Genomic DNA, 17,563 nt, shown 5'->3' on the forward strand with positions numbered 1-17,563 from the left:
GCAAACTTTGTTACTTTGCTTTATCGTTTTTTAAACTTTGGAACAATGAACGAAGGATTCAACCCCGAAAAAATTGCGGCACTCAAAGAACAGTGCAAGCAAGCCAAGAAGTCATTCATATACGTAACCGACGAGCAACAGCCCGATGAGGACTCCGCCTATTTCCAATTTGTAGGCAAGCACGACGGAAAAGAAGTAATCTTCGATGCTTTTATCTACACCCTGCGTGCCGAGTACGAAATGGCTGTATTTGATTTGGCAGAGCAACGCATCAAGGAAAAATTCCCGAACTACACCAACTACGACGAAGCCACCGAAGAGCAGCAAGACTATTTGGATTTGCTCATTGACGAAATAGAAAGCGAAGACGAGGTAGGTGTTTCCGAATTTGTAAACATCGAAGAAGCTGTTGATTTCGGCATCGGCATTGACATCTGCCTCAATGTGGATGAAATCAACGACGAGGTGATTGAAAAATTCGTTCGCGAATTTAACGACGGCACATTAGAGTTAGACGATTCGGTGTATTCGTTCAGCTATGCCGCCGAGGAAGGCGACGAAGAGTAGTCCGGTTGAAAGGCTATCCAACACGTAAAATCCTGTCAGGTTTCAGAAACCTGACAGGATTTTTGCCAACTGACTGCGTCGGCAACAATATAATCAGTGTTTATTCGTAAAATTTACAACCATCAGCATTTCTAAAATCAGCAATTAAGACAAGACATGGAAAACTCAACCGGTACCAATCAGGCTGCCGACTTAGAACAGGAATTTCTTACCCAAATCACCAACTACGGCTTTATTATTGAGCGAACAACCAAACGCATCCGCCAAAATCTGCAACGCCGTTTCAATGCGCATCATTTCGGCGTAACGGTTGACCAGTGGGTCGTGCTGGACTGTATCCGCCAAAACCCGAGCATCAGCCAAAACGAAATTGCCGACCGCACCTTTAAAGATGCCCCCACCGTTACGCGCATCATCGACCAACTCTGTAAAAAAGGATTGACCACCCGTTCGGTAGATGAAAACGACCGCCGCAGGTTTATTGTCGAACTCACCCCCAAAGGTCATAAAAAGGTCAGCCAAATGCTTCCCGTTGTTATTGAGATGCGCAAAGACGGCTGGAAAGGACTTGATATTACTGACTATCAAAAACTTATGCACATCATGAGCACCATTTTCAACAACTTGGATTAGGCGCGAAAAATTTTTTTCGGTTATTATGCTTGCATAACATTTTTTTCTTTACTTTTGTATTGTTATGCACGCATAACAATTTTCTCTTTGTGCACCTAAATCATTAAACGCTGTATATTATGGAAATGGTAGAAAGAAAAGAAGCCCTCAAAGGCGGAGAGTTCCTGATTCGCGAATCTGAAGCCCATGATGTATTCATCCCTGAGGACTTTACCGAAGAGCAACGCATGATGGCGCAAGCCTGTACGGACTTCCTGCGCACCGAAGTTTTCCCCAATGTGGACAAAATGGAAGATGTAGAGTCCGGCTTCACGATTGAGTTGATGAATAAAGCCGGCGAGCTTGGCCTTTTGGGGATCTCTGTTCCCGAAGAATACGGCGGATTGGGCATGAGTTTCAATACCTCAATGCTTGTTGCCGACGTATTGGGCACGGGCGGTTCTTTCTCTACTGCGTTTGGTGCACATACAGGCATAGGCACGCTGCCGATTCTGTACTACGGCAACGAAGAACAAAAGCGCAAATACTTGCCAAAATTGGCTACCGGCGAGTGGAAAGCCAGCTACTGCCTCACCGAACCCGATGCAGGTTCAGATGCCAATTCGGGCAAAACCAAAGCGCGCCTGAGCGAAGACGGCAAACACTACATCATCAACGGGCAAAAGATGTGGATTACAAACGCAGGTTTTGCCGATTTGTTTATCGTTTTTGCCAAAATTGATGACGATAAAAACCTGACTGCATTCATTGTAGAAAAGTCATACGGCGGCATTACGATGAACGACGAAGAAAAGAAACTTGGTATCAAAGGTTCTTCTACCCGTCAGGTATTTTTCAATGATTGCCACGTGCCCGTAGAAAATATGCTTTCTACACGCGGCAATGGTTTTAAAATTGCCGTAAATATTCTCAATATCGGTCGTATTAAATTGGCTGCTGCCGTTATTGGTGCTTGCAAAGACGTGATTACGATGGCTACCAACTATGCCAACGAACGCAAGCAATTCGGCAAGTCTATTTCTTCTTTCGGTGCTATCAAGCACAAAATCGGTGAGATGACTGCCCTGACCTATGCCACCGAGTCGGCAGCCTATCGTGCAGGTCAGTGCATCGAAGATAAAATCAATGCGCTGATTGCCGAAGGCATGGACGAGGCACAAGCCAAACTCAAAGGCGTAGAGCAATTTGCCATTGAGTGCGCCATTATGAAAGTGCACGGCTCCGAGGTGTTGGACTATGTGGTAGACGAAAGCCTGCAAACCTACGGCGGCATGGGCTTCTCCGAAGAAGCTCCGATGGCACGCGCTTACCGCGATGCACGTATCACACGCATCTATGAAGGCACAAACGAAATCAACCGCATGTTGCTAGTAGGTATGATTCTGAAGCGTGCAATGGCGGGCGAATTGGATGTTCTCGGCCCTGCAATGGCTGTTGCCAAAGAACTGACCAGCGTTCCTACTTTCGGTGCAATTGATGCCTCCGTACTGTTTGCCGAAGAAAAAGAAACTATCAAAGGCTTGAAAAAAGCCGTGCTGATGGTAGCAGGCAAAGCCGCCCAAACTTTCGGCCCTGCCTTGGAAGAACAGCAGGAAGTAATGATGCACGTAGCCGATATGATTATTGAAACCTACGTAGCCGAGTCTGCCCTGTTGCGCACCGAAAAACTGATTGGTATCCGCGGTGAGGCTGCTTGCCAACAATACATCAACATGGCACGCCTGTATCTGAACCGCGCAGTGGATAAAGTAGCTTACCACGGCAAAGAAGCTATCAACAGCTTTGCTACCGGCGACGAGCAGAAAGTAATGCTGATGGGTCTGAAGCGTTTTGCAAAGATGAATCCTATCAATGCAACGGCTATTCGCCGCGAGTTGGCTGACTTTGTGATTGAGCAAAACAAGTATCCTTTCTAATTCATCATATTTCCATTTCATTTGTTCCTGATACAAGCATGAGTCTGATGGCTTATGCTTGTATGCTTTTCAGGTCATTCACCTCCAAACATCCTCCCGCTCATGGAACGCTACCTCAAAAACACCTATTTTATTGACCATGAAAGCCATGCCATTCGGGCTTTTGTAGCAAATGTTGATTTTTCGGCAGCCCGTACAGCTACGGAAAAGGCTGTCAGGTTGTACTACGCTGTTCGCGATGGCTTTCGCTATAACCCGCACAACATATCCATGCAGCCCGAAGACTTCCGCGCAAGCGTGCAAGTGCAACGCAGCGAGGGGCATTGCATAGACAAGGCTACCATTTTGGCAGCAGCGGCGCGCGCCGTCGGTATCCCGTCAAGATTAGGTTTTGCCAACGTAACCAACCACATCGGCACGGAAAAATTAGAGAAAATTCTGGGCACTAATATTCTGGTTTTCCACGGATTCACCGAGTTGTACTTGGAAGGACAATGGGTAAAAGCCACCCCTGCCTTCAATGCAGCCCTTTGCGAAAAACTCAACGTAGAACCGTTGGAGTTTAACGGTCGTGAAGATTCTATTTTTCAGCAATTCAGCCGCAACGGCAACCGCTTTATGGAATACCTGCACGACTACGGCTCATTTGATGACTTGCCCTTTGAGCAAATGATTGGTGAGTGGAAGAAGCATTATCCAAAACTGTTTACCGATGAAATTAAACAGTTGATTGTCTGATATTCCGCAAAAAGACACCTTGAAACAAATGATTGCCCACTTCTAACCGTTGCGTGTGTCTGCTCACACGACTATTGTCGCTTTTTTAGATACACATAACGCATTAATTTGCGCAAACGCTGAGCTACGCAAATGGGATTGCATAAGCACGCGGATTATACAAAAGCGCAAGAGGTTTACGAAAAATATTTTATGTAAGTTATTGAAATACAGATATACAAACCTGACAAGCCTTTTAGTCCTGTCGGGTTTGTATATATTACGGATGACGCGATTTTCACTAGTTGTTTAAAAATCCGAAATGCTATTTTTTTATTCACCCTCCAATCGGGAAGTTGTTAATTGTCGTATGCCAATGTGATTTCCTTACTGATTGGCTGGCATTCGTTATTACATCCGTCTTTAAATTTGACATATACCCGTTTCAAACCTGCCCCATCGCGCAGCGACCATTGCTTAGTAGCTTGATAGGGCTCCCAAGTAACCCCATCATCAAATTTAGGAGAGTTGGAAACCAGCATAAATTTAGCTTTGCGGGCATTGAGCTCGAGCGTTACAAGGGTTGTTTTCGTAAGCGTTTGATTACCGACAAATTTAATCAGCCCGGGTATAGGCGCATCTGTATCTAAATAAATATTGTCGTAGGCAATACCCGATTCATTACCGGCCTCATCCCGAAACTTTACATAAATGGTTTTTTCACCGTCGCCCGGCGAAACACTCCATTCTTTGCTTTCTCTTACAGGCTCCCATGCCGCATTGTTAAAGTATTTGTTATTGCTAATCATCATTTCCTTGGCACCTTCTACCTGAATATCCAACTTAACTCTGCCGCTTGCAGCATTGGTACATTCTTCGTTATTATTGATGACAACTTTTTCATTAACAGGTTCTTGACGGTCGAGTATGATGTTGGCTACCACAGGTTGCGTTTCATTGCCTGCCTTGTCGCGGAACTTGGCAAATACCTGTTTTTCGCCATCTTCGCCATCCAATTTCCAGTTATACAGGTAGTTTTCAAAGCGTTGCCATTTGGCATCCTTGAAATCTTTATTGTTGCTAATCATCATTTCGGTAGCATCTTGTACAGACAAACGCAGCGTTACCAACTTATTAATATTGGTACAATAGCGCGCTCCGTTGTTAATTTTTATATCGCCGCCCTTAGGAGCAGTCATATCTAAACCGATGCGGTCGTAGGCTACCTGCGATATGTTGTTTACTCGGTCTTTGAATTTGACAAATACCATTTTTACCCCGTCTTCGCCAACGAGCGTCCAGTCTTTGGTTGTTGCATAAGGCTCCCACTTTGCTCCCCGAAAATCGTAAAAATTAGATATCATCATTTCTACGGCATCCTGAGCGACTAATTCCAGTTTTACCTGTTGGAGTTTTACTTGTTGGTTCTCGGCCAAAATTTTCACAGAACCTTTTTTAGGGGGTGTTCTGTCCAGAATAATATCATCGGAATAGACGGCGGATTCGTTGCCGGCCTCGTCTTTAAATTTGACATATACTGTTTTTACACCATCAGTACCGGCCAATACCCAACTGATATTCAGCTCGGAATAGCCGCGCCAGCGTTCGCCCGAAAAATCAGGCGTATTGGAAATCATCATCAGGGTTGCCTGCTTGGCTCTCACCTTCAATACCACAACCTTATCTATATCATTAGTAATAGAGTCCCCTCTGTTGATGACAACACTGCAATCAAACGGAGGTTTGCGGTCTAAGATAATATTGTCGGCTACCACATCCGACTCATTACCTGCTTGGTCGCGGAACTTAACCACCACGTTTTTCAAGCCGTCTTCGCCTTCCAATTCCCACTCGGCACTGGTTGCATACGGCTGCCATTTGCCGCCTGTAAAAGTGCTGTTGTTAGATATCATCATTTCTGTAGCTCCTCTGGCAAAAAGCATCAGGTTTACTTTTTTGCCGGGATGCGTGGTAAATTCTTTACCGTTGTCTATGGTAACACGGCAATCAACCGGTTTGGTGCGGTCAAGTTTAATTTTGGTGCTTGCAATATCAGAAACGTTGCCTGCTTCATCCCGAAACTTGACATATACGCCTTTTTCACCGTCATCACCCGGGCTTCCGAGTTTCCAGTTTTTGACCTCCGTACGATAAACTTCCCAGCGTGCATTGTAAAAATTGCTGGTATTGCTTATCATCATGTATTTGGCACCTTCGGCAGATATTTTCAAATTGACCGTAGCACTTGTATCGTTGGATATCTTTGACATATCGCCTACGATTTCTACACGAGGCTTGGTCGGCGGTACTCTGTCTAATATAATCTCAGACCATGTGGTCTCGGAGATGTTACCTGCTTGGTCGCGGAATCGGACATATACCCTGCGGTTGCCGTCTTTTTCGGCAAGCGTCCATGCTGCCGCTACATTATAAGGTCGCCATGCCACATTTTGAAAGGAGCTGTCGTTGCTGATTTGCATTTCAAATGCGCCAATAGCAGATAGCCGCAGAGAAACAGACTGACTTTTGGTAAAACGGTTGCCGCCGTCTATCAATACACGGGGCATTTGCGGCGGGTCGGTATCAACAATAATTGCGTCTTGGGCAACGGCCGAATAGTTGCCGGCATCATCGCGGAAACGCACTTGCACTACTCGCTCGCCTTCGCCGGGAGGGTCTAATTTCCACTGAATGGTGCTTTGCATCGGCATCCATTCGGAACCGCCGCGAATAAATACCTCTTTGGCACCCTGCGCACTGAGGAAAAGTGTTACTTCTTCTTTATTGGTGTACTGGTCGCCGTTGTTGATGAGCACTTTCGGGTTCAGCGGCGGCATCATATCCATCAGAATGCGGGCGCTTACCGGTTGCGACACATTGCCCGCCACGTCGCGAAAGCGTGCAAAAATAATTTTTTCGCCGTCTTCGCCTAACAATTGCATTTTTTTGCGTTCGGCATAGGGCACCCACTGCGCACCGACGAAATCGCTTCTGAGGCTTATCTGCATTTCTTTGGCTTCCTGCGCATAGAGTTCTACGCTGACCACACGGTCGCGCGCGTTGGTGAAGCGTGCGCCGCCGTTAATGGTAATGCTACACTCAAAGGGGGGCTGGCGGTCTAATTCTATCACGGTTTCTACAACCTCCGAAACGTTGCCCTGATTGTCTTTGTACATTACATAAACGTTCTTCAAGCCATCGCCATCGGTGGTTTTTAAGCGCCATTTGATGGAGGTTTCGTATGGTCGCCAACGTTGGTTGGGAAAGCTGGGGTCATTGGAAATCATCATTTCGGTTGCTCCCCTGCCAAAAAGCTCAAGTACAACCAAACCCTCAGGGTCATTGGTAATATTTTTTCCGCCGCGCATTCGCACTGCACCATCTATTTGTGCAGATGCCGAGAGAGAGAGGAAACATGTAAGTAATACAGTAAATATGCTATATTTCATACTTGCATAGGGCTATAACCTTTTCATTATCAGGTAGATAAGCCAATGAAAAGCAATCAGACGGGCAAGGGGTAGTTTGCCTTGTATCTATCTAACGTTAAAATTATGCAAAACTTGTACCATCTGTATGCTGCTTATGAAATAGTTGCAGCAGCAGCCCCAGCAAAATCACCGCTGCACAGCCAATCAGGTTGAACCAAAGATATGAAATATTTGTGAATTTCCAGCAAAACAGTACTACCATTTCGGCAAGTATGGCTGCCTGAAAAATCGCCTTTGCTTTTACGCTTTTGACATAGAAGGCGACTAAAAAAATGCCAAGAATGGTGCCGTAAAAAAGTGAGCCAAGTATATTGACCGCTTCTATCAAATTATTGCTCAATGTGCTTGCAAATTCGGCAAACAGGATGGCATAAGCCCCCCACCCGATGGTCATCCACTGAGAGGCTTTGAGATAGTGGGACTCGCTTTCGTTTGGTCTGACAGAGCGTTTATATACGTCAATAACCGTTGTGGAAGCCAGTGCGTTAAGTTCCGATGAGGTAGATGACATAGAGGCGCAAATAACAAGTGCAATGAGCAACCCAATCAGTCCTTTGGGCAGGTAGTTGATGACGAAGGTGAGGAATACATAGTTCGTATCACTGGATTTCCCTTTGCCTTCTGCTTCATTTTGTCGGTGGATAATGGCTAAGGCCTCATTGCGAATATCGCGGGCTGCGCTGTTTTGCGCATCTAACAGTGCTTTGGCATGGTCTATCTGCTGCGGCTCTCCCTGTTTCAGTGCTTCTACCAAAGCAATGGCCTGTTCGCGCTTTTGAGTAAAAACCTGATGATATTTTTGTTCTAATGAAATAAACTCGCTGCCGTTATCCGAACGGCGCACTTTTGCTGCTTCTACCTGATTGAAGTATAAGGGCGGCTCGTGAAACTGGTAAAATACAAATACCATAGCCCCGATAAACAATATCAGAAACTGCATCGGGATTTTGATAAAGCCGTTGAAAATCAACCCCAAACGACTTTCGGTGGTTGATTTCCCCCCCAAGTAGCGCTGTACTTGCGACTGGTCGGTACCAAAATAAGACAATTGTAAAAAAAATCCGCCAATGATGCCCGACCAGATGTTGTAGCGGTTGTTCCAGTCAAAACTGAAATCAATACTTTCCAGTTTGCCTGCCTTGCCTGCTACCTGTACTGCTTCCCAAACGCCTACTTCTTGCGGCATCAGGGCAAAAACCATATACAGGGCAACCATTAAGCCTACAAAAATGACAAACATTTGCTGTTTTTGGGTGATGCTGACAGCCTCGGTACCGCCTACTACGGTGTAGAGAACCACGATTCCGCCCAAAATGAGATTGACGTAAAAGATTTCCCAGCCCAAAATAGTAGAAAGCACCAAAGCGGGGGCATAGATGGTAAGCCCTGCGGCCAACCCTCGCTGAATCAAGAACAGGAAGGCTCCAAGTGAACGGGTCTTGACATCAAAGCGCTTTTCCAAAAACTCATAGGCCGTATAAACGTGCAAACGCTGGTATAAAGGAACGGCGGTCATACAAAGTACAACCATGGCCAATGGCAAGCCGAAATAGAACTGTACAAAGCGCATACCATCGGAGAAAGCCTGCCCGGGTGTGCTCAGGAAGGTAATGGCACTTGCCTGCGTAGCCATAATGGAAAGCCCGATAGTGCCCCAACTCATTTTTTTGGAAAGAAGGTACTCTTTGGTGTTTTTACTTCCACGTGTTTTCCAAATGCCGTAGGCGGTGATAAAACCTATCGTAAAAATGAGAACAAACCAATCTATGGGCGACACAGCTAATGCAGTTTAACAGGTGAAGTTTTCGGAGACTGCCAAAAATAGGCGTAAAAAAAGAAATTCCACTCCAAAGCGGAGTGGAATTTCTTTCAGGAGAGGAAACAATCGGCTGTTATCTGCCTTGCAACAACTCCCAGTTTACTTCGGCAATCGGACGCTCCAACTGTGTAAATACAGCGCCTCTGTCCAATGCTACCGGAATTTCGTTGAGTCGGTTATAGCGGCGTGCATCTACCCAACGATGTCCCCAAGGCTCGCACCACAGGGAGTAGCGGCGTTGGAATAAAATTTCGTTGATGAGTGCATCGCGTGTAGTAGCGCCTGTATAGGCCGGTAAACCTGCCGCAGTGCGTATGCGGTTGATAGCGCGAACGGCCTCACCGCTGTTACCTGCCTGCGCGTTAGCTTCCGCATAAATCAGCACCAATTCTTCGTTGCGCAAATATTTGACAGGAGTGGTATTTGTCGGATAGCGCAAGTCTTGCCATTCGCCCGACAACGGGATGTTATCGGTAGTAACAACCACAGGCGAACTACGGCGGAAGAACTTGCGCTGTACGCGCAAATCGCCGGGCAGCGCATCGCTAATCAGCGAGGGGTGCACCACAATCATTGTATTAACAGGTGCATTCAACACGAAAAACAACGGATTGAAGATATCGGGTGGTGCGCCGTAAACAAATGCAGGGCCGGCTTCCAAGTCACCGTCGATGTTCATAAATGACTGTCCAAGGGCAGTGAGCGCACCCTGCCAATCTTGGCGGTACACCGCCAAACGGGCTGCTATGGCGCGGTTTAACTGACGGATAGAGGCAATTGTACCAAAGTTATTGGCAGTAAAGCCTGCAGTCAGTCGGAAGGGGAAGTTACCTGTTCCTGCACGGCTCAACTCATCGTTAGCCTCATTCAGTAAGGCATTGATGCGGGTCAGTGCTTCATTGTAAGGTACAAACGGCCCCGGGTTTAACTCGTCCGCTACATCAATGCGGATACCGTTTTGGAACTGTCCGTTGGCCACAATCATGTACTGATACGCCTGAATGGTTTTGGTGAAACCGCTAACGGCCAAGCGCTCCTGTTCGGTCAGTACGTTGGTGTTGCGTATAGCTTGCAGCAGTACATTGCCTTGCTTGATGGTCTGATACGGCGCATCATAAGCAGGGCCTACGCCAAAAAACTGACCGTCGGGGCGGCGCCCCCCCTGCCCTAACCAGTCTGTTTGCCAGCGCGGGTCAGAAGCGTTCAGATACCATATTTCACGGCCGAAACAGCCAAATGCAGCCGTAACCGTAAAAACATGGGCACGGTGGCGAAATTCGAGACCGCTGATGAGCGACTGAATCTGGTTGCGCGTAGCGTTTTGAGAAACGCTTTGCAAAGAAGGGTTGTTGGGGTCAATTGCGTTTTCCAACTTAAAGAAACTGCAACCGCTGTTACCCAGCAGGGCAACGGCTAAAAGACCCGCGTATATTGTTTTTTTCAACATGGTTTTCAAATGTTTAGGTAACAACTGCTTAGAATTCCACAATCAAATGTCCGAAGAAACGTTTGGCCGTCGGATATGGGGTAACATCCACACCTGAGCCGATTGAGCGCTGACCAAAAGTTGAGGTTTCAGGGTCGTAACCTTCATATTTGGTAAAGGTAAGCGGGTTGTTGGCTGAAACACCTAAACGGACTCTGCCTACTTTGTCGTCAAACCATTGGGTCAATGTAGTCTTAGGAACGTTGTAGTACAAGGCAACTTCGCGCAGGCGGATATAGCTGGCATCTTGTACCCAACGGCCGGCGTTGTTGAACGGTGCAGGCGGGCGCTGACGACCGTTAGGAATACCGTCGCCGTCATCATCGTTAAACCAGCCCGGCGTAGTACCGCCTGAATCGGTCAAAAAGGCTGACAGGTTGATATTGTCGCCGCCCTGCTTCCAGTGCCAAAGCATATTGAAATCAAAGTTTTTCAGGAAGGTAATTTCGTTGAACCATGACATTTGGAATTTAGGCTGCTGGTCGCCCCAAATGGTAAATACACCCGGAGAAACTTGCGGCGTACCTACGATGGTAGTAGGTGAAATACCCTCGCGAATCCAGAATGTACCAAGTGCTGTACCGAAACCTCCTTGGAAGTATGCAGGAATACCCAAGCTCTTGGTAAGCAGGCGGTTTTGCCAGTACATCACGCGGGTAAACCAGCGGAAATTGTCTGATTGAACAGGCGTTGCACCCAATGAGATTTCCCAACCTTTATTGGAAAGCGAAGCGCGGTTGCTTGGAATGGTGTTAATACCGGTAGAAGGCGCAAGGCTCAGGTTTTGGATGTTGTTGCGAGTTTCCTTGTCGTAATAAGTTACCTCCAATTGGATGCGATTATTAAACAAGCCTGCATCAATACCAAATTCAAGTTCGCTGGCGCGTTCAGGTTCAAGGGTTGCATTACCTGCGGCAGTAGTAACCACTGAACCAAGGAGACCACCGATGTTAGCGGCATTCAAGGCTGTAAAGGTATTGCCGAAAGCAGGCAAACCTGCGGTTTCGCCGTAGGCAATACGCGGCTTAATTTGGTTCACAGTTTCTTTGAATGTCCAGAAATCAAAGTTGGCAACGTTTACAGCCAATGAGGCTTTGGGGAAAGCATAGAACTTATTGGCGTCGCCGTTGAGAGTTGATTTATCCCAACGGATACCTACGGTAGCCACTACTTTGTCATCCCAGTTAGCTTCCTGCTGCGCAAATATGCCTACGTCGGTAATGCTGCTTTGCAGCGCTTGGAAGATTTCTTGTACTGTTCCTTGACGCAGGTTTTTCTGGCCGGGAGCCAAACCGCGAGAACGGGTCAGCAAGCTGTTTTCAAAGAAGTTCAGGCGAACTGTACCCACCTGAGAGTTCATGTTTACTTTGCCTATGTTGTAGTTATAGGTCAAAGCCGCTTGGAAGTTGGTATTCACGTTACGTGTTTCTCCCCAAAGCGCATCGCCGGGGTTTGCCTGCGCACGCTGGAACTGCAAGTCTTCGGGCAAGTAAACCAATGTAGAGTTTTGCGTAAAGTCTAAACCGCCTTGCGCCACAAATTTCAGGAGCGACTTATCGGTCTTCAACAGGTCTGCGCCAAAGTTGAATGATTGAATGAAACGATCTACCACCGAATTGTTGATACCTTTATCGGTTACGGCAATCGGGTTTTCGGCAAAATAGGGATTATCGGGATATACGCCGTTTTCATTGGGGAACAGATTGAAGTAGTTAGGTACATAAGCAATGTTATAACCGATACTTGCACCTGTGTTGTTCTGGTTGCCCGTAAAACCGCGGTCGGTATTGGTGCGGATGTAGTTAGAACCTACACCAAAAGAAATGCGGTCTGAAATTTTGTGGTCAATATTGGCGCGCAGCGAGTAGCGCTTAAATCCTGTACGACGCACGATACCTTCTTCGTCAGTCAGCGCACCCGATACCATGAACTTGGTTTTTTCATTGCCGCCCGATACGCTCAAACGGGTATTGAGCAGGGTGGCAGTATTGCCGTAAAAATATTTTTCATAGTCATATTTCTGTCCGGCAGCCGCACGGAATCGGTCTAATTCTACCTGACGACGAGCAGCAGGGAAAAAGAAGTTGATTTTGGCTTCGCTCCAATCATCTACACCCAGCAATCGCTGTGCACGGGCAAAACCCGCATCTTGTGCAAATGAGATTTTTGTACGACCTGCCGAACCTTTTTTGGTGGTAATAATGATTACACCTGCGTTGGCACGCGTACCGTAGATAGCAGCAGCAGAAGGGCCTTTCAAAACCTCAATGCTTTCAATATCGTTGGGGTTCAAGTCTGCCAAACGGTTGGGGGCATCGTCCTGCGCACCCACACCGGCACCGGCTTCTGCACCGGATACGGCAGCACGACCGTTGCGGTTCGTAGCATTGTTTACATATACGCCATCTACAATATAGAGTGGTTGCGAAGCGCCTACCAGCGAAGAAATACCACGCAGTTGCACGGAAACACCGCCACCGGGGGCGCCGCTGTTCAAATTGATATTGACACCTGTCAGTTTACCGTACAGCGCATTATCAACTGTTTGAATTTGCGTAGTACCAATCAGTTCTTTGGCAGAAACCGTAGAAACAGCATTGGCAAGGTTACTTCTCTTTACGGAAGATGCCAAACCTGTAATTACTACCTCTTCCAGTTTAGTAACATCTTCTGCCAGCGATACATCCACTGTGCCGCTGTTTGCATTTACTTCAACCGATTTAGACAGATAACCGATGTAAGAGAAAACCAACGTTGCAGAGCCGCTGCTGCCTACATTGATACGATAGGAGCCGTTGGCATCGGAAATAGTACCTGCCGTGGTGCCTTTTACCACAATGTTTACACCGGGCAGAGGGCTGCCGTTAGCGGCATCTTTGACCGTTCCCTGCACCGTGTACTGTGCCCAGGCAACGTTGCACATCCACAAAAGCGCAAATGCGCCCAAATAGCGGATGGCATGATTGAACGTAGAAAACTTCATAGCAAAATAGTTTTGTTTAAGTTTGATTGCCCTAAATCTAATCGGTTCGGACAAAAAACGAATCAAGTGTGCACATTTTTTGTTCGCCTGCAACCCAACTTTAACATATTTGCCATGTAAGCTATTGGTTATCAGACATTAAGCTGATTTACAGCAACGCAGCACCTGCCGATGAGCCGATACGGTCGGCACCGGCGGCAATCATAGCCAATGCCTGCCCTTTGGTGCGGATGCCGCCCGATGCTTTTACGCCCATATATTCGCCTACGGTTTCGCGCATCAGGCGCACGGCGTGTTCGGTGGCACCGCCGCTGCCAAATCCGGTAGAGGTTTTTACGAAATCTGCACCCGCATCCTGTGCAATTTTGCAGGCACGGACAATTTCCTCATCGCTCAGGTAGCAGGTTTCTATAATCACTTTCAACATAGCATGGCTTTCGTGGCACATTTTGGCCAATTGGGCAATTTCACCTTTTACCCAACTCATCACACCTGTTTTGAATGCGCCCAAATTCATCACCATGTCTATTTCCTGTGCGCCGTCTGCAAGTGCTATCTCCGTTTCGCGGACTTTTGCCTCCGTGCGATTGTAGCCTAACGGAAAACCGACCACGGTTACTAAGCGTATGTCGTGCACGCCAATGTCGCGGCGGGCTTTTTTTACCCAATAAGGTGGCACACATACGCCAACAAACCGATGCTGGATTGCTTCTTGCACTAAGCGTTCATAGTCATCTGAAACGGCAACAGGCGAAAGCAGGGTATGCTCTATGTGCTGATTTAAGGTTTCCATCCGATGCGGGCTTGTTAAAATCCTAAACTTTCTTTTACTTACACAAGTTATCAGTGCAACTATTTGTTCACAAAAATAAACAGAACCCATGCTAAAAATGCTGAGTATTGCCGCATCCCTCATTTTGGGTGCTGCATCCGTTTTTTTCTACAATCAATATCGTAGCGAGTCTGCCAATGCAGTTTGTTGCCATGTGCCCTCCTCTGCAACTGCTTCATTTGCCGCCTTCGCCTCCGACCGCGACTTTGTCAATAAGCACGAAGAGCCGCTGCCGTTCACTTTTGTTTCGCAGGCGGGCGGTCAGGAAATCAGTTATCCTACCCCGGACGGTAAAACAGCCAAAGCATGGCTGATTCCATCCAAAAAGAAAAGCAAAAACTACCTGTTCGTATTCCACGAGTGGTGGGGGCTGAACGACCACATTAAAGCAGAAGCAGAAAAATTCTACAAAGATTTACCCGATGTAAACGTTATTTGCCTCGATTTATACGACGGCCTTGTAGCCACCACACGCGAAGAAGCAGGTAAGCAAATGCAAGGACTGAAACAAGAACGTGCCGCTGCCATTGTAAACGGCGCCATTGCCTATGCCGGCAAAAAAGCCAATATTTTCACCGTAGGCTGGTGTATGGGCGGCAGCTGGTCGCTGCAAGCTGCGCTGTTGGCAGGCAACCAAGCAAAAGGCTGTATCATTTACTATGGTATGCCCGAGAAAAATGTGGAACGCCTGAAAACACTCAATACCGATGTGCTGGGCATTTTTGCCGGACAAGAGCAGTGGATTTCGCCCAAAGTAGTGGAAGAGTTTGACGCAAACATGAAGCAGGCAGGCAAAAAACTGACCTATAAAATTTTTGATGCCGACCATGCTTTCGCCAATCCGAGCAACCCGAAATATGCGAAAGAAGCTGCCGACGAGGCCTACGCCATGTCGTTGGACTATCTGAAAAAACGAATGAAATAGTACGAAGTTAAAAGACCCGATAACGATGAAACGCCGTTTTCGTATGCTTGCATGGCTGCTGTTGGTATTTGCAGCGGCCTGCCAAAAGAAAGAAAACAATCCTATTACGGATGTAAACAGCCTGCCGATTAAGCGCTATGTTTACGAAGTAATGAAGTACATCTACTTCTGGGACACCAAAATACCGACAAACATCAATCCTGACAATTTTAGCACGCCCGAAGCCCTGATGGATGCGATGCTTTACAAACCAACCGACAGATGGAGTTACATCGTGAGGGATAACGGGGCTACGGCGGCACAACTGCAAACAGGTTCTACGCAGGGTTTCGGTTTTCTGTGGGGATTAGACCGCGACCAAAATTTGCGATTGGTGCTGGTGCATCCCAACTCACCGGCCGAAGATGTGCGCCTGACCCGCGGAATGCGCGTATTGAGCGTTAACGGCACACCCATCAACGCAGGGGCAACCAATATCCCCCGCTTTGAAAACACTGTTTCGCTGACCGTTCAGGATGCCTCAGGCGCTATCCGCCAAGTAGAACTGCAAGCACGTAATTTTAACATGCGCGGTGTTACCCTGCGCGAAGTAAAACAGGTGGCAGGCAGAAAAGTAGGTTATTTAGTGTTTTCCATTTTCACTCAATCTTCGGTGCAGGAACTGGACGAAGCCTTCAATTTCTTCCGCAGCGAAGGTGTCAATGAATTGGTGCTGGACATCCGCTACAACGGCGGCGGCTCACCCGAAACCGCGCAGCATCTGGCAAGCCTGATTGCGCCCAATGCGGCAGGCAGGCGCTTTTTGCAATACCAACACAACAACCAAAACACGCAGCGCAATACGGAACTTAATTTTAAAAGCGTAAACAACGGGCTGAATCTGAACCGCGTGTTCATCCTGACTACAAGCAATACTGCCTCTGCCAGCGAGTTGGTAATCAATGGTTTACGGCCTTTTGTAAATGTACAAACCATTGGCAGCACTACCAACGGCAAATATGTCGGCGGCTATGTGTTTACGCATCGGGAAGGGTATTCAGTTGTGCCCATCAGCTTCCAGAGCATCAACGCCAACGGCGATACTTTTGCCAATGGTTTTGAGCCATCGTTCCGCGCCACCGACGACCGCACGCGCCCGTTTGGAGACCTCAACGAAAACCTGCTGGCGGCTGCCCTGCACTTCATTGCTAATGGCTCTTTTGGCGGCTACGTACAAACCGCAAGGGTAGAATCCGACAATTTCAACGAAACACTACTCTACACCGAAGACCAAGCCATTCGCCGCTTGCCGATTACAGGCGGTTTCAAACAATTGCAATAGTATTGCCAAAGCATTGATAATCAATACACTAAGCCCGACAAATTTTCAAAAATCTGTCGGGCTTTTTAATATGCAAAAAAATACTATCATGTACGAACATCCTGACTACGACCGCGCAACTGCTTTTCACTATGCCGCCTATCGCCCCGACTTGCACGAACGTATTTTAGCCGAATTTTTACAGCCCATGCCGCAAGCCACAGGTTTGGATATCGGCTGTGGAACGGGACAATCGGCTATTACTCTATCCAAATTTACACGCCGCGTTATTGGCATAGAACCAAGTGAGGCGATGTTGCAAAAAGCCTTGCAACATCCCAACGTATCTTACCTCCTGTTCAATGGCAGGGACTTGCCTTTTTCACAGCCGCAGTTTAGCATTATCACAATGGCCGGCTCATGGTTTTATGCCGCCTCACAACACTTGCTCAATCAGTTGTTGCAAGTGCTGCTGCCCAATGGCAGTGTCCTGCTTTATGATTTTAACATCTGCTTGTCCGATGTGTTATCAGCCCTTGGTATCAGGCTTGCCGAAACCGCGACTCCATACAATCATGCCCTTGATTTTTCGGCATTTGAGCACGCTCCTTTGCAGGTTGTGCAACAACTGAAAAAAGATATAGATTTCCCTGTTGCAGCCGAAAATCTGGTGCATCTGCTGCTGTCGTTGAAAGAAGTATATCTGCTGCTGCAAACAAAGTATGGCGATGCGGTCAACGTGCCCGCGATATTGCTGCATGAATTCTCACAACATTTCGGCAAAGAAAGTATCAGTTTAAGGACAACCTTATACGGTACGCGCTATCACCTGCCTGAAACAAGCGAACATATAAAAACAAATCCCCAATCGTAAATCCCAAATCCCCAATCACA

Annotated in this window: 12 protein-coding genes; 7 read left to right on the plus strand and 5 right to left on the minus strand. The window is 47.3% G+C overall.

Annotation, left to right across the window (positions count from 1 at the left end; genetic code table 11):
- Positions 1-45 precede the first annotated feature (45 nt).
- The 4 genes from NDK19_RS08775 (at position 46) to NDK19_RS08790 (ending at position 3,854) form a co-directional block, all read left to right on the plus strand.
- Positions 46-567 (plus strand): hypothetical protein, encoded by a 522-nt coding sequence (locus NDK19_RS08775; RefSeq protein ID WP_250631499.1) that lies wholly within the window; start codon positions 46-48, stop codon positions 565-567.
- Between the two features lie 156 nt (positions 568-723).
- Positions 724-1,200, plus strand: a complete 477-nt coding sequence (locus NDK19_RS08780) for a MarR family winged helix-turn-helix transcriptional regulator (RefSeq protein ID WP_250631500.1) — start codon at positions 724-726, stop codon at positions 1,198-1,200.
- A 119-nt stretch (positions 1,201-1,319) separates the two neighbouring features.
- Positions 1,320-3,116, plus strand: coding sequence for an acyl-CoA dehydrogenase family protein (locus NDK19_RS08785; RefSeq protein ID WP_250631501.1), 1,797 nt, complete (start codon positions 1,320-1,322; stop codon positions 3,114-3,116).
- Positions 3,117-3,218: 102 nt separating this feature from the next.
- Positions 3,219-3,854 carry a transglutaminase-like domain-containing protein gene (locus tag NDK19_RS08790; RefSeq protein WP_250631502.1) on the plus strand — a complete coding sequence of 212 codons (636 nt, stop codon included), beginning with the start codon at positions 3,219-3,221 and terminating at the stop codon, positions 3,852-3,854.
- Positions 3,855-4,192: 338 nt separating this feature from the next.
- On the opposite strand, the gene NDK19_RS08795 is transcribed toward NDK19_RS08790, so the two are convergent.
- The 5 genes from NDK19_RS08795 to deoC form a co-directional block, all read right to left on the minus strand.
- On the minus strand, positions 4,193-7,282 hold the full coding sequence (locus tag NDK19_RS08795; RefSeq protein ID WP_250631503.1) for a hypothetical protein: 3,090 nt from the start codon (positions 7,280-7,282) through the stop codon (positions 4,193-4,195).
- Positions 7,283-7,385: 103 nt separating this feature from the next.
- On the minus strand, positions 7,386-9,101 hold the full coding sequence (locus NDK19_RS08800; RefSeq protein WP_250631504.1) for a sodium:solute symporter: 1,716 nt from the start codon (positions 9,099-9,101) through the stop codon (positions 7,386-7,388).
- A 115-nt stretch (positions 9,102-9,216) separates the two neighbouring features.
- Entirely contained in the window at positions 9,217-10,590 is a 1,374-nt protein-coding gene (locus NDK19_RS08805; protein WP_250631505.1) for a RagB/SusD family nutrient uptake outer membrane protein, read from the minus strand.
- Between the two features lie 28 nt (positions 10,591-10,618).
- Positions 10,619-13,612 carry a SusC/RagA family TonB-linked outer membrane protein gene (locus NDK19_RS08810; RefSeq protein WP_250631506.1) on the minus strand — a complete coding sequence of 998 codons (2,994 nt, stop codon included), beginning with the start codon at positions 13,610-13,612 and terminating at the stop codon, positions 10,619-10,621.
- 148 nt (positions 13,613-13,760) lie between these two features.
- The gene (deoC, locus tag NDK19_RS08815; protein WP_250631507.1) at positions 13,761-14,405 is read right to left on the minus strand and encodes a deoxyribose-phosphate aldolase; all 645 of its coding nucleotides are present in this window, start codon (positions 14,403-14,405) and stop codon (positions 13,761-13,763) included.
- Between the two features lie 88 nt (positions 14,406-14,493).
- On the opposite strand from deoC, the gene NDK19_RS08820 reads away from it, so the two are divergent.
- From NDK19_RS08820 to NDK19_RS08830, 3 genes are all read left to right on the plus strand, one after another.
- On the plus strand, positions 14,494-15,369 hold the full coding sequence (locus NDK19_RS08820; protein ID WP_250631508.1) for a dienelactone hydrolase family protein: 876 nt from the start codon (positions 14,494-14,496) through the stop codon (positions 15,367-15,369).
- Between the two features lie 25 nt (positions 15,370-15,394).
- Complete coding sequence (locus NDK19_RS08825; RefSeq protein WP_250631509.1) at positions 15,395-16,690, plus strand: S41 family peptidase; 1,296 nt, start codon at positions 15,395-15,397, stop codon at positions 16,688-16,690.
- A 70-nt stretch (positions 16,691-16,760) separates the two neighbouring features.
- The gene (locus NDK19_RS08830) at positions 16,761-17,543 is read left to right on the plus strand and encodes a class I SAM-dependent methyltransferase (RefSeq protein ID WP_250631510.1); all 783 of its coding nucleotides are present in this window, start codon (positions 16,761-16,763) and stop codon (positions 17,541-17,543) included.
- Positions 17,544-17,563 lie beyond the last annotated feature (20 nt).

This window comes from Rhodoflexus caldus (assembly GCF_021206925.1).
In the GTDB taxonomy this organism is placed as follows: Bacteria; Bacteroidota; Bacteroidia; order Cytophagales; family Thermoflexibacteraceae; genus Rhodoflexus; species Rhodoflexus caldus.